10 protein-coding genes and 1 pseudogene are annotated in these 12,719 nt (G+C 71.4%); 5 read left to right on the top strand and 6 right to left on the bottom strand.

Annotated features, from left to right (window positions below; genetic code table 11):
• The first annotated feature begins 88 nt into the window (after nucleotides 1–88).
• From LWC35_RS20015 to LWC35_RS20005, 3 genes are read left to right on the top strand one after another with little or no spacing between them, the layout of a single operon-like run.
• Complete coding sequence (locus tag LWC35_RS20015) at nucleotides 89–1,204, top strand: CapA family protein (protein WP_232871690.1); 1,116 nt, start codon at nucleotides 89–91, stop codon at nucleotides 1,202–1,204.
• Between the two features lie 54 nt (nucleotides 1,205–1,258).
• Nucleotides 1,259–2,056 carry an alpha/beta fold hydrolase gene (locus LWC35_RS20010; RefSeq protein ID WP_232871689.1) on the top strand — a complete coding sequence of 266 codons (798 nt, stop codon included), beginning with the start codon at nucleotides 1,259–1,261 and terminating at the stop codon, nucleotides 2,054–2,056.
• The gene (locus LWC35_RS20005) at nucleotides 2,053–3,102 is read left to right on the top strand and encodes an oxidoreductase (protein WP_232871688.1); all 1,050 of its coding nucleotides are present in this window, start codon (nucleotides 2,053–2,055) and stop codon (nucleotides 3,100–3,102) included. Before LWC35_RS20010 ends, LWC35_RS20005 begins: the two co-directional genes overlap by 4 nt.
• A 13-nt stretch (nucleotides 3,103–3,115) precedes the next feature.
• Here LWC35_RS20005 and LWC35_RS20000 read toward each other — a convergent pair whose 3' ends face one another.
• The gene (locus LWC35_RS20000; RefSeq protein WP_232871687.1) at nucleotides 3,116–3,898 is read right to left on the bottom strand and encodes an IclR family transcriptional regulator; all 783 of its coding nucleotides are present in this window, start codon (nucleotides 3,896–3,898) and stop codon (nucleotides 3,116–3,118) included.
• 131 nt (nucleotides 3,899–4,029) lie between these two features.
• Here LWC35_RS20000 and LWC35_RS19995 point away from each other — a divergent pair, with 131 nt between their 5' ends.
• The gene (locus LWC35_RS19995; RefSeq protein ID WP_232871686.1) at nucleotides 4,030–5,064 is read left to right on the top strand and encodes a zinc-binding dehydrogenase; all 1,035 of its coding nucleotides are present in this window, start codon (nucleotides 4,030–4,032) and stop codon (nucleotides 5,062–5,064) included.
• Between the two features lie 192 nt (nucleotides 5,065–5,256).
• Here the strand turns inward: LWC35_RS19995 and LWC35_RS19990 are convergent, their stop codons facing one another.
• The 4 genes from LWC35_RS19990 to LWC35_RS19975 all read right to left on the bottom strand — a co-directional run bounded on the left by LWC35_RS19990 (nucleotide 5,257) and on the right by LWC35_RS19975 (nucleotide 10,923).
• Nucleotides 5,257–5,886 carry an enoyl-CoA hydratase/isomerase family protein gene (locus LWC35_RS19990; protein ID WP_232871685.1) on the bottom strand — a complete coding sequence of 210 codons (630 nt, stop codon included), beginning with the start codon at nucleotides 5,884–5,886 and terminating at the stop codon, nucleotides 5,257–5,259.
• A gap of 65 nt (nucleotides 5,887–5,951) precedes the next feature.
• On the bottom strand, nucleotides 5,952–7,427 hold the full coding sequence (locus LWC35_RS19985) for a long-chain-fatty-acid--CoA ligase (protein WP_232871684.1): 1,476 nt from the start codon (nucleotides 7,425–7,427) through the stop codon (nucleotides 5,952–5,954).
• Nucleotides 7,424–8,275, bottom strand: coding sequence for a mycofactocin-coupled SDR family oxidoreductase (locus LWC35_RS19980; RefSeq protein WP_232871683.1), 852 nt, complete (start codon nucleotides 8,273–8,275; stop codon nucleotides 7,424–7,426). The genes LWC35_RS19985 and LWC35_RS19980 overlap by 4 nt, the downstream gene beginning before the upstream one ends.
• Before the next feature lie 74 nt (nucleotides 8,276–8,349).
• The gene (locus tag LWC35_RS19975; protein ID WP_232871682.1) at nucleotides 8,350–10,923 is read right to left on the bottom strand and encodes a flavin-containing monooxygenase; all 2,574 of its coding nucleotides are present in this window, start codon (nucleotides 10,921–10,923) and stop codon (nucleotides 8,350–8,352) included.
• 134 nt (nucleotides 10,924–11,057) lie between these two features.
• On the opposite strand from LWC35_RS19975, the gene LWC35_RS19970 reads away from it, so the two are divergent.
• Nucleotides 11,058–12,260, top strand: a complete 1,203-nt coding sequence (locus LWC35_RS19970) for a PucR family transcriptional regulator (RefSeq protein ID WP_232871681.1) — start codon at nucleotides 11,058–11,060, stop codon at nucleotides 12,258–12,260.
• 116 nt (nucleotides 12,261–12,376) lie between these two features.
• On the opposite strand, the pseudogene LWC35_RS19965 reads toward LWC35_RS19970, so the two are convergent.
• A pseudogene (locus tag LWC35_RS19965) lies at nucleotides 12,377–12,667 on the bottom strand (SbtR family transcriptional regulator); the annotation flags it as partial.
• Nucleotides 12,668–12,719: the final 52 nt, after the last annotated feature.

The following is a 12,719-nucleotide window of genomic DNA, read 5'->3' as shown; positions in this document are numbered from 1 at the left end:
CAACTGTTCATCATTGCGGCACAGCGGTGCTACTTTGCGGCACAATCTCGCATCCCGTCAACCGCCCGGCTGTTACGGAGACATCACCATGAAGATCGTTCTGGTCGGCGACACCGTCCTCGCCCGACCTCCGGCGCCGCGCCCGGACGTACCCGTCCTGACCGGCGACGTCGTGATCGCGAACCTCGAGGCGCCGCTCGTGGACGGTGACCACCCGACCGAGAAGGAGATGACGATCAGGCTGCCCACCTCGGCCGCTCACCCGGTGCGCGCCATGGGGATCGACGTCGTGTCGCTCGCCACCAACCACGCTCTCGACCACGGCGTCGAGGGACTGCTCAGCACCCTGGACGCCCTCGATCGTGCCGGGGTCCGGCACGCCGGGGGTGGCCGGACGCTGGCCGATGCGGACGCCGGGGTGGTCGTCGAGGCAGCGGGTGGCCGGCTCGCCGTGCTCAGCTTCTGCGCGACGCTCCCGCCGGGCGCCAACGCGACCGCGACCCGGCCCGGCATCGCCCCGCTGCGGGTCGACCAGAGCTTCGCCCTCGACGGGACCCTGCTCCACGAGCAGCCGGGGACCCCGCCGTTCGTCCGCAGCATCGCCCAGGAGACGGACGTCCGGCGCGTCGAGCAGCGGGTGCGGGAGGCGCGAGCGGAGGCCGACCGGGTCGTGGTGTGCCTGCACTGGGGCGTGCCGTTCGCGTACCTCCCGCCCAACCAGGGACCGCTCGCGCAGTACCAGCAGGAACTCGGCCGGCGCCTGGTCGACGCAGGGGCGGACGTCGTCGCGGGCACCCACCCGCACTGCCTGCACCCCGTGGAGCGCTGGAACGACGGACTGATCCTCTACTCGCTCGGCAACTTCCTGTTCCACACGGGCGAGCTGCAGCAGCCGGACACCTTCTTCGGGCTGCCCTACCGGGCGTCGCGGCTGTTCGAGGGGAGGCCGTGGTTCGACAGCGCCGTGTTCGAGGTCGACCTGCCGGTGGGGGAGCCGCCCCGCCTACGGCTCGTCCCGATCGTGCTCGACCCCGCGGGCGAGCCCCGGGTCGCCGACCTCGCGGACGCCCGCCGGATCCGCACCCTCGTCGAGGAGTCCTCGCGCGAGATCGACCCGGGCGTGCGCGTGGACGACGCAGGGCTCGTCTCCTTCGGAGCGGTCATCCGGATGTCCCCGGTTGACGCCCCGGACTCCGCACCCTAACGTGCCGTCATCCGGTACGCCGTGCACTTCTGCGACACAATTGATGAGGTGGCCATGACCAGCGTCGACGAGTCCGTCCGCACGGTGTCCCGCGCCGAGGACACGACGATCAGCTACACCGTCGAGGGCCCGGCGGGCGGATCCACGTGGGTGTGCATCCACGGCTGGGGATGCCGGCGGACGGACTTCGCGCCCGCCGCCGCGTTCCTGCCCGCCTCCGACCGGGTCATCTCCGTCGACCTCGCCGGGCACGGCGACTCCACGAGCGCGCGCACCGACTGGACGATGGCGGAGTTCGCCCGCGACGTCGCCGCAGTGCTCGACGCCGAGTCGGTCGCCCGGTGCGTCGTCGTCGGACACTCGATGGGCGGCGCCGTGGCGCTCGAGCTGGCCCGCCTGCGCCCCGACACGGTCACCCAGGTCGTCGGCCTGGACTCGTTCCACTATCTGGGCCTCTATCCCGCGGTCGACGACACCGCGGCGCGTGGGTTGCTGCAGACCTTCGAGGACGACTTCTCGGCAGGAGTGCGCAGTCTGGTCGTCATGGGCTCGGTGCCCGACACCGATCCGGCGTTCGGCGAGACGGTCTTCGCGAAGATGTCGAGCGTCGCACCCGCCGTCGGTGTCGGCGCTCTCGCGGCGATGCTGCGGTGGGACATGGACGAGGCGCTGGCCGCCGTCCCCCATCCGGTCTCGACCCTCGCGGTTCGTGGGCTGCTCGACCCCGCCGCGCCCGAGCGGTACGGCGACCGGATCGACTTCGTCGTCCACGAGCTGGGCAGCCACCACTTCCTCCTCGAGCAGCCGGCCGGGACCGCGACCCTCCTCCTGGCCGCGCGGACGACTGCATGACGGTGTGGACGCCGCTCCGACTGCGGGACGTGACGCTGCCCAACCGGGTGTGGCTCTCCCCGATGTGTCAGTACTCCGCGGACGCAGGCGGCACCCCGACCGACTGGCACCTCGCGCACTACGGCGCACGGGCGGCCGGCGGCCTCGGCCTGGTGATGGTCGAGTGCACGGCCGTCGCGCCGGACATGCGCACCACCGCCCGCGACCTCGGCCTGTGGAACGAGCAGCAACTCGCCGGGCACCGCAGGCTCGTCGAGGTGATCGAGGCGGGCGGATCGGTGCCCGCGGTCCAGCTCGGCGTCGCCGGGCGGAAGAGCTCGCACGGCGTGCCGTGGGACAACGCCGGCACGCGCAACGCAATCGCACCGGAGGACGGCGGGTGGCAGCCCCTGGCCCCCTCCGCGGCGCCCTTCGCCGGGCTCGCCGCCCCCCGCGAGATGACGTCCGCGGACGGGACGAGGGTGCTCGAGGACCTGGACCGCGCGGCGCGGAACGCCCATCACGCCGGGTACCGACTGCTGGAACTGCACGGCGCCAACGGCTACCTGTTCCACGAGTTCCTGTCGCCGCTGACCAACCGCCGCACCGATGACTGGGGCGGAGACCTGCAGGCCCGCATGCGGTTCCCGCTCGAGATGGTGCGTGCCCTGCGTTCCGGGTGGCCGGCGGACAAGCCACTCGTCGTCCGGCTGCCCGCCGAGGACCTGCTCGCGGGCGGGCTCACCACCGCGGACATGACCGTCGTCGCCGCCGCACTGGGGTCGAGCGGCGTCGACATGATCGACCTGTCCTCCGGGGCGCTGGTCCCCGAGGCCGGGCGCCTCACCGAGCCGTTGCACAACGCCCGGTACGGCCCGCTGTTCCGCACGGCCGGAGTGCCCGTCGCCGCGTCCGGGGCGGTCTGCGAGGCCCACCACCTCGACGAGGCGGTCCCCGAGCTCGTGGACGCCGTGCTCGTCGGGCGCGCACTGCTGCGCGACCCCTACTGGGCACTGCGCACCCGAGGCACCGAGTCCTGGCCCCGGCAGTACCACCGGGCCTTCTGACGCTACCGACGCCTCAGGCCGAGGAGATCAGCTCACTGATCTCCTCGGCCGCCGCCACGGTCAGCCGGGCCAGGTGTTCCTCGTCCGAGGGCGCGAACCGCATCTCCGGGATCGCCAGCGTCAGGCCGGCGAAGGGGCGCCCCGCCGCGTTGCGCACCGCCGCGCCGAGGGAGGTCACGTGCGGCCGGAACCACGAGGACCCGTTGAGCGCGTAACCCCGCTCGGCCGTCCGGGCGATCTCCGCTCGCAGTTCCCGGGCGGTCGGGACCGGCTCGGGGAAGCTGTCGACCGGATGCCGCAGCACCTCGTCGACCTCCTCCGCGGCGAGTCCCGCGAGGATCGCCAGGCCCGTCGACGAGGCCCGCAGCGGCACCCGGCTGCCGACCTCGATGAACACCCGGACCGCGTGGGTGCTGTCCTCCCGCGCGATGACCACGATGTCGTCACCGTCCCGCAGCGAGAAGTGCACGGTCTCGTCCGTCTCCGCCGCCAGCCGCTTGACGACCGGTCGGGCGAGGTCGCGCAGGTCCTGCTCGCCGGTGCCGCGCAGGCCGATGGTGAGCGCTTTCATCGTCACGCCCCACCGGGTGCGGTCAGGATCGACGATCCGCAGCCATCCCGCCTGCTGCAACGTGACCAGGCAGCGCTGCACGGAGCTCTTCGGCATCGCCGTGACCCGCGCCAGCTCGGACACACCGATGGGCTGACGAGCAGCGACCTCCTCGAGGACACGAAGGGTGCTCAACGCACTGCTCAGGGGCCGCACACTGCCGGCCGGCTTCTCCGTCGCCGTCACCTTCGCGCCTTCGTCGTGCCTGGTCGGGGCTGGGAGCGTAACACTCCGGCACGGCCGTCTCGCATCTAGGAACGAGACGACTGTTCCTCTATCGTGTACGGCGTATCGTCTGTAGGCACATCGGAGGAGTCATGAAAGCTGCCCGGATCTCGGGGTTCGGCGGGCCGGAGGTCTTCGCGGTCGTCGACGTCCCCACCCCGGAGCCTGCTGTGGGCGAGGTTCTCGTCCGCCTTCGCGCGGCCGCCCTGAACCGCGCCGACGTCCTGGTCCGGGAGGGTCGTTTCCCGGAGGCCCCACCGCCGCCGATGACCCTGGGTGTGGAAGGCGCGGGCGAGGTCGCCGCGCTCGGCGGGGGAGTCGCCGGGATCGCCGTCGGGGACCGGGTCGTCGTCAATCCGATGCGGACCTGCGGAGAGTGCGAGAACTGCCGGCTCGGCCGGGACAGCGCCTGCGCGGGCCTGCGGTTCGTCGGCGAGCACTTCGACGGGACCTTCGCCGAGTACATCGCGGTCCCGGTGCACGGCCTCGTACCGGCCCCGGCCGAGCTGGACGACCGGCAGCTGGCCGCGGGACTCCTCGCCCACATGACGGCCTGGCACATGCTCAAGACCCGCGCGGCCGTCCGCCCCGGCGAGACGGTGCTCGTCGTCGGTGCGGGCAGCGGCGTCGCGAGCGCGGCCGTGCAGGTTGCGAAGGTGCTGGGCGCGAAGGTGATCGCGACGACCGGAGGCGAGCGGAAGGTCGAGCGCGTCCGCGGGCTGGGTGCCGACGAGGTGATCGACTACCGCTCGGAGCCGGACTTCGACCTGGCCGCGCGCGCGCTGACCGACGGCCGGGGCGCGGATGTCGTGCACGAGACGGTCGGCAACTCGACCGTCCGGAGATCCGTGCAGTCGGTGCGCCACGGTGGACGTGTCGTCGGCATGGGCTCGCACACCGGCAGGCTCGCCGAGCTCGACCTCTCGGTCCTGTACCGCCGCGAGATCAGCCTGATCGGATGCCACGCCTCTCGTCGAGCCGAGATCGACGAGTTCCTCCCGCTCCTGGCCGACGGCACTCTGACGCCGGTGATCGACTCCGTCCACCCGCTGGCCGACGCGGCCGAGGCCCAGGCCCGGCTCGACTCACCGGAGCGTTTCGGCAAGGTCGTCCTGACCATCGACTGAGCAGGAGCGTCCGTGCAGGCCCTCCTCCCGCTCCGCCGTCGCCCCCGTCCAGGTCAGGGACGTGTGGTCCGCCGCGGAGGAGCGGCAGGCAGCCCTGCTTCCTGGCCCCTCGGTCCGAGCGGTTCGGCGAGGCGGCGGGCGACGCCGTGGCGTCGACGACTGCTCATGAGGTCGTCCCGTGTCGACCCTCAGTCACCTCGGATGCGCGCGGATCGAGATCGTGGTCGCACTGATGGTCGACGTCGTGGCCGAGGTCAGGCCGGCGAGAACCTGCTCGAGCGCCGACGCCGGGTCTTCGCTGCACCGGTCGACCAGCCGTCGGGTGACCGCCTCCTGCGGCGTCCATTCCTCCCCTCCGTACAGCAGGAGACCGGCCGGGCCCGGCCCCACGACCTCGACGAGCCGCTGCACGTGAACGGGTTCGTACACGATGCCGTGTCGCAGCACGGGGATACCGAACCGCGAACGCGGCGAGCAGACCCGGACGTCACAGGCCAGGGCCAGGCTGCAACCCGCCCCGAAGCACGGCCCGTCGATCTCCGCGAAGGTGGCCGAGCGCAGGTCCCGCAGCCGCAGGACGGTGCTCTCGGCGAGTTCCTGGAGCTCACCGAAGCGCTCCGGGTCCGAGCTCCGCACCCCCTCGAGGTCCGAGCCGGCCGAGAAGCTTCCCCCGGCGCCGCGGAGGACGACGGCAACGAGGTCGCCGCGGTCGTCCAGTTCCTCGAGAGCACGGCGCAGGTCCGCCCACATCCCGACCGTGAGGGCATTGCGCTTCTCCGGCCTGTTCACGGTGACCCGGGCGACCCGGCTCCGGACCTTCACGTCGATGACACCGCCCGAACGGCAGGTGTCGCCGGCCACTCGTTCGCTCTCTCGCTGTGGCGCGGTCAATTCTTCACCGCGGGCGGCGCCACCGCCCGACGGAGGATCTTGCCGCTGGGTCCCTTCGGGAGGCTGTCGAGGAACCAGACCAGCCGGGGGCACTTGTAGGCGGCGAGGCGCTCGCGGACGAACTCGATCAGCTCGACCGGGTCGGCCTCTGCTCCGGCCTCGAGCGCCACGGCGGCGCCGATCTCCTCGCCGAGGGCGGCATCCGGCACGCCGATCACCGCGGCTTCGGCGACGGCGGGATGCTGGTAGAGGGCCTCCTCCACCTCGCGTGGGTACACGTTGTAGCCGCCGCGGATGATCAGGTCCTTCTTGCGGTCGACGATCGAGTAGTAGCCGTCCGTGTCCCGCGTGGCGATGTCGCCGGTGTGGAACCATCCGTCCCGTACGGCCTCGGCGGTGGCGTCGGGCCGGTTCCAGTACCCCTTCATGAGATTCTCGCCCCGCACCACGATCTCGCCTCGCACGCCGGGCCCGACCTCGTCGCCGACGTCGTCGACGACGCGCATCTCGCAGCCGCGCACCGGGAACCCGACGGTGCCGGGCTTCCGCGGACGGTCGGGCTGGTTGAAGGAGGCGACGCACGAGGTCTCCGAGAGTCCGTAGCCCTCGAGGATCAGGCAACCGAACCGCTGCTCGAACTCACGGAGTACTTCGAGGGGCATCGGCGCGCCCCCGACCATCCCGATCCTGAGCGAGTCGAGTCCGCCCTCCGAACCGGACCGGACGAGGGCCGCATACATGGTCGGGACGCCCTGGAACACGCTGACCCCGTGGCGGGCGATGACCTGGCGCGCTGCATCCGCGTCGAACCTGGTCATCAGCGCCAGGCAGGCACCCGCCCGGAGACTGGCGTTGAGTCCCGCGGTCAGCCCGAAGACGTGGAAGAGCGGCAGCGCGCCGAAGACGACGTCGTCGGTGGTGAGGTGCAGAAGCGACTGCGCCACGATGGCGGCATTCGAGTCGAGGTTCCGATGCGTGAGCTCGGCGCCCTTCGACGGGCCGGTGGTGCCCGAGGTGTAGAGGATCACGGCTGTGTCGGAGTCGCTCCGATCCACCGGCGCGAACGGGACGGAGGTACTCCGGAGCGGATCCGCGATCCTGCCTGCGACGACGTCCACCGCAACGGTCCGTGCCGCGGTTGCGATCTCCTCGCCCTCTCCCACGAGGATGCGCGCGTCCGAGTCGCTGAGATGATAGGTGAGCTCACCGGCCTTCAGCCGCGGGTTCAACGGCACGACGATCGCGCCCAGACACAGCGCTCCGTAGAAGAAGACCGGGAACTCCGGCCCGTTCGGCAGGGCCAGGGCGACCCGGTCGCCGGCTCCGACGCCGTGATCCTTCAGGACGTCCGCCGCACCGGCAGCGGCTGTCGCGAGATCGCCGTAGGTGAGGACCAGGTCGTCGTGCCGGAGTGCGGGGCGAGGCCCCCATCGTTGTGCGCTCCTCGCGAGCGTCTCGGCGAGATTGGTCATGAGTGGGGGACCTTGAACGGGAGCAGGAGGCCGGCGTCGACGACAGCGGTGGTCCCGGTCACGTACCGGGCCTCGTCCGATGCGAGGTGGAGGACGGCGTTGCTGATGTCGACCGGGTCGACCCACGGGACCGGCAAGGCGTTCATCGCCATGAAGTTGCGCCGCACCTCGTCCTCGCGACCCTCGATCCGTGGGTCACCGAGGAACAGCGTTCGCGCCGCGTCGTTGTCGATCATCGGCGTGTGGGTGTTCCCGGGATGGACGGAGTTGACCCGGATGCGGTGCGGGGCGAGCTCCACGGCGAGGACCCGCATCAGGCCGACGACGCCGTGCTTCGCCGCCGAGTAGTGCGCGAGTTGCGAGAACGCCGTCAGGCCCGCCACCGAGCTGGTCAGGATCACCGACCCTCCGCGGCCCTGCTCGATCATCCGAGGCACGGCGGCCTTCACCGTCTTCCAGACACCGGTCAGGTTGATGTCGAGCATGTCCTGCCAGACGGTCTCGTCGAGCTCGATCGTGGACCCGAAGCTGGCGATGCCGGCGTTCGCGCAGACGATGTCCACGCCTCCCAGGGCCTCGGCCCCTTCCCCGACCGCCCTGGTGAGGGCGCTCAGGTCGCGCACGTCCGCCTGCCGAGCGACGACCCGACGATCGAGAGCCTCGACCTGCGCGACCGTCTCCGCGAGATCGTCCTCGGTCGCACCCGGGAAGGGCACCGTGTCGATGTCGCGGCAGAGGTCGACCGCGATGATGTCCGCACCCTCCTCCGCGAGGCGGACGGCGTGCGAGCGACCTTGCCCGCGTGCCGCACCGGTGATGAGGGCGACCTTGCCCCTGAGTCGTGACACTGGTTCCTGTCCTTCTGCTCTGTGTTCTGCTGCGTGGGGGAAACGGCGTCCCAGCGCCGTCGAGGGGCCCGGCCTCACCCCTTCGCCGACACCGCCTCGCGGTCCGGGCGGGAAGCGTCGCCGGATCCGAAGATCTCGCCGAGGAAGGTGCTGATCGCGCCGTGCATCTCGGCCACCCGGGGAACGAGCGCGCTCATGTCGAGGACACCGTGGACGAGTCCGTCGAAGCGACGACGGACGACGGGCACGGCAGCGGCCGCGAGGGCGTCGGCGTAGTCCTCGCCCTCGTCGCGGAGCGGGTCGCACTCGACCGTGAGGACCAGCGCGGGTGCCAGATCGGCCAGCGACTCGGCCCGGTTGGGCGCCGCGAGCGGGGTCACCTCGGCGCCCCTCAGGTAGCTGTGCCACATCTGCTCGCCGGCGGCGACGGAGATGAAGGGACCGTCGACGAACTCCGTGCGGGACGGCGTGGAGGCGTCCGGATCCAGTGCCGGGTAGACGAGGACCTGACCACTCAGCCGGATCCCGCTGTCCCGGGCGCGCAGCGCCGTGGCCGCGGCGAGATTGCCGCCGGCGCTGTCGCCCATGATCGCCAGACGTTCGGGGTCCCCACCGAACTCCGCGACATGGCTCCTCGCCCACCGGAGCGCCTCGAACACGTCGTCCGGAGCCGCCGGAAACGGATGCTCGGGAGCCAGCCGGTAGTCCACGGACAGGACCATCACCCCGGCCCCGACCGCGACCCGACGACAGAAGGCGTCCGCGAGGTCGACCGAACCGGCGACCCATCCCCCGCCGTGACAGTGCACGACCACCGGGAAGGGGCCCGTTCCCTCCGGCCGGTACAGCCGCCCCCGGGGGTCCTGGAGGTTCGTCACCCGGGTTTCGGGTCCGGGCGCCTGCAGGGCCGCGAGCGAGTCGATCATCGCTCGGCTCTCCTCCAGGGTGCACTGGTCCAGGGGCTTCACCTTCTGCAGGAGCATCGCCCCCAGGGCGAGGGCGACGGAGGGGTCGAGCTTCACCATCGGCGGGATCCGCGTCTCGTGGCCGTCGATCGCGAAGCCGGCGTAGTCCCGATCGGCGACCTCCGCCGTGATCGCCCGGAACAGCGGGGCCCCGCCGGCGAACAGGTAGGTCGCCCGCGGCTTGCCCGGGATGTTCGCCCCCATGTACCAGGAGCTCTTCGCCTTCGGGATGACGGTGTGGTTCAGCAACCCGGTGCACAGGGCACCCCACCTGTCCTCGGCCTCGGGTGAGGCCTCGATGGTCCGGGCACCCCGCTCGAGGGCGTGGTGGAGGAGCTCGCCCAGGAAGTCGAGGTGATCCTCGATCGCCAGCGGGTTGTTGTACAGCCCGGCGGCACTGAGGGGGCCCGTGATCATGAAGAGGTTGGGGAACCCGGCGGTCTGCAGGCCGAGATAGGTGTTCGGGCCGTCGACCCACTTCGCGTCGAGCGTCTGGCCGTCACGGCCGACGGGCCCCAGCGCCAGCAGTGGCCCGGTGGCGGCGTCGAAGCCCGTGGCGAGAACGATGACGTCGAGCTCGTGGAGCCGCTCGGTGGTCCGCAGTCCGTTCTCGACGATGCGCTCGATGGGTGCGGAGCGGACGTCGACCAGGTCGACGTGCTCGAGGTTGAAGGTCTCGTAGTAGTCGGTCTCGAACGGTGGGCGCTTGCTGGCGTACGGGTGGTCGTGGGGCGAGAGGAGGTCGGCGACGGCCGGATCGGCCACCCGCTCCCGGATCCGCTCGCGGATGTAGTCGGCTGCCGTGGCGTTGGCCTCCTCGTCGAAGAGGAGGTCGTCGAACGTGGACGCGACGAACCGGAAGCCCCCTTGGGCCCAGTACTCGTCGTAGATCCGCCGGCGCTCCTCGCTGCTCGCCGTCCGCGCGGACCCCGACGGGGCCGGGTAGGGGGCTCCCAGGAAGGAGTCCCGCGTGCCACGCCGCACCTCGGCGTGGTTCTCCGCGTTCCACCGGCGCTCGGCGGGTTCGACGACGGCATTGCGCAGCGGGGCGGCGAAGTTCGGGGTGCGCTGGAACACGGTCAGGTGCGCCGCCTGCCGGGCGATCTCCGGGATGACCTGGATCCCGGTCGACCCGGTGCCGACGACCCCGACCCGCTTGCCGCGGAAGTCGACGTCGCCGTGCGGCCACCGACTGGTCTGGTAGATCTCGCCCGCGAAGTTCTCGGCGCCCGGGAACTCCGGCTCCTTCGGAACCGAGAGGTTGCCGACGCACGTGACGACGAACCGGGCCGTGCAGCGGCTCCCGTCGTCCAGCGCGACCGACCATCGCGACCGGGCCTCGTCCCAGGTCAGCCCCGCGACCTTCGTGCTGAAGCGGAACGACCGCCGGACGTCCAGCCGGTCGGCCACCCACTCCAGGTAGGAGAGGATCTCCGGTTGCGCGGCGAAGCGCTCCGTCCACTCCCACTCCCGCTGCAGATCGGCGGAGAACGAGTAGCTGTAGTGAACCGACTCGAAGTCGCACCGCGCTCCCGGGTAGCGGTTCCACCACCACGTGCCGCCCGGCCCGTCGGCCGCCTCGAACCCCTGCACCCGGAGGCCGAGCTGATCACGGAACTTGTGTACTGCGTACAGTCCCGCGAATCCTGCCCCGATGACCACGACGTCGTGTTCCCGATCCATCGACTCTCCTCAACGAGTGACGTGAACTGCCGCGACGGTAGGAGCAGGGCCACACGGAGGTCATCGGACACACGGTCGAACCGCGGAGATCGATTTGACCAGTCGGTGCATCGGGGCCGCGCTACAGTCCGAAGATGGCGCCCTCGAAGGACGAGCGGGTCCGGCACACCACCCGGCAGCTCGCGCTCGGCCTGCTGCCCGAACTCCCGGCGCTGAGCGAGAGCATCCTGTCGCGGATCCGTGAGTCGATGCCCGAGCTCAACAGGCCGGAGGTGCTCGAGCTCGGTCGCGCCGCGTGCGAGGCCAACTGCACCACGTTGCTGTACGGCCTGGTGCACGGCGCCACGCCGTCGGACCTGGAGCCGGGCGCCGACGTGATCGACTCCACCCGCGCACTGGTCCAGCACGGCGTCGCGCACGAGGACGCGATCCGGACCTACCACCTGGGAACGAGCTTCTGGGCGGACAAATGGGCCTGCGTGGTCGGGCAGCACTGCGACGAGCCCGCCCTCGCCGTGGCCGTCCTCAACCACGGGGTGAGCTTCCTGCTCAGCTGGCTGGAGGTGGTGGTCGCCCGGCTGACCGCCGAACTGCGGGACGAGACCGAGCGGGTCGCCCGGGAGGGGTCGCTCGCGCGCGTCGCCTTCGTCCGACAGCTGCTCGACGGCGACGTCGTCGACATCCAGGGTGCAGGCCGGCGACTCGGCTACGATCTGACCGGCCCGCACACGGCGTTGGTCCTGACCCAGCACGAACCGGCCGACCAGGTACGCCTGGAAGGCGTGGCACACGAGCTGGCCCGCGGCGTCGGCCCCGGCAGGCCTCTGTTCGTCCATGTCGACGCGGCCACCATGTGGTGCTGGGTACCGACACCCCACCCCCGGAAGGCGAGGAACCCTCCGAGCTCCGTCCGGGTGGGGCAGGGCGAACCGGCGAAGGGGCTGGCGGGCTTCCGACGCTCGCACCACGAGGCCGGCGAGGCGTTGCGAGTCGCTCACCTGGCGGGAACGGACGCGGATCCCGTGACGCGCTTCGGGGACGTGGAGCTCGCGACGCTCTGCAGCAGAGACGTGGCGGCCGTGCACCACTTCCTCGAGAGCAAGCTGGGCGATCTCCTCAGCGACACCGGACACGAGCGGCGACTCGCCGAGACCCTGCGCGTCTACTACCAGTGCAACAGCAACGCCCGCGCGGCCGCGGCCAAGATCGGAGTGCACCACAACACCGTCCGCTACCGCCTCGAGCGCACGGCGGCCCTGCTCGGGCACCCGATCGACGAGGATCGGCTGGCCACCGAACTCGCGCTACACCTTGCTGCTCGGCTTCGGGTTCCTTGAGGCCGCCATACAGGGCGGACGGTGGAACAGAGACGACCGGCCACCCTCCGGCGCCCATCACGGCCTTGCTGCGTCGCGCGCCACGTGCGCAGCTCGAGGAGACGGACGTCCGCGCGTCAGGCCGCTCGATCCGTCAGGACCGCGCCCATCACCACGTCGAAGAGCCGCTCGGCGCGTGCTTCGTGCCCAGGTTGATCGCCGAGCCAGGCCAGGGTCGACACCAGCGCGAAGAGGTCCGCGCCATCCAGGTCGGACCGGGCCATGTCGGCCGCCTGCGCACGGGTGAGCAGCCGGGCGCCGGCCGCTCGCAGGGCGACGCAGGAGGCGTGCAGCTCGGACTCGGGCTCCTCGATCGCCTTCACCATGGACGTCACCACCCCGTGGTTGTCCGTGGTGAACGCGACGAACTCACGAAGCCAACACGATCAGTGCCTCGTCGGGCGAGCGGAGCGCCTTGGG

It is taken from the genome of Pseudonocardia kujensis (assembly GCF_021283305.1).
GTDB classification, from domain to species: Bacteria; Actinomycetota; Actinomycetes; order Mycobacteriales; family Pseudonocardiaceae; genus Pseudonocardia; species Pseudonocardia kujensis.
Note: the sequence above shows the minus strand (reverse complement) of the source record. Positions and strands in the feature narration are given on the sequence as shown.

Bases quoted from the DNA above. Each gene is read 5' to 3' on its own strand.
- LWC35_RS20015 (WP_232871690.1), top strand. From the start codon at position 89: ATGAAGATCGTTCTGGTCGGCGACACCGTCCTCGCCCGACCTCCGGCG.
- LWC35_RS20010 (WP_232871689.1), top strand. From the start codon at position 1,259: ATGACCAGCGTCGACGAGTCCGTCCGCACGGTGTCCCGCGCCGAGGAC.
- LWC35_RS20005 (WP_232871688.1), top strand. From the start codon at position 2,053: ATGACGGTGTGGACGCCGCTCCGACTGCGGGACGTGACGCTGCCCAAC.
- LWC35_RS19995 (WP_232871686.1), top strand. From the start codon at position 4,030: ATGAAAGCTGCCCGGATCTCGGGGTTCGGCGGGCCGGAGGTCTTCGCG.
- LWC35_RS19985 (WP_232871684.1), bottom strand. From the start codon at position 7,427: ATGACCAATCTCGCCGAGACGCTCGCGAGGAGCGCACAACGATGGGGG.
- LWC35_RS19975 (WP_232871682.1), bottom strand. From the start codon at position 10,923: ATGGATCGGGAACACGACGTCGTGGTCATCGGGGCAGGATTCGCGGGA.
- LWC35_RS19970 (WP_232871681.1), top strand. From the start codon at position 11,058: ATGGCGCCCTCGAAGGACGAGCGGGTCCGGCACACCACCCGGCAGCTC.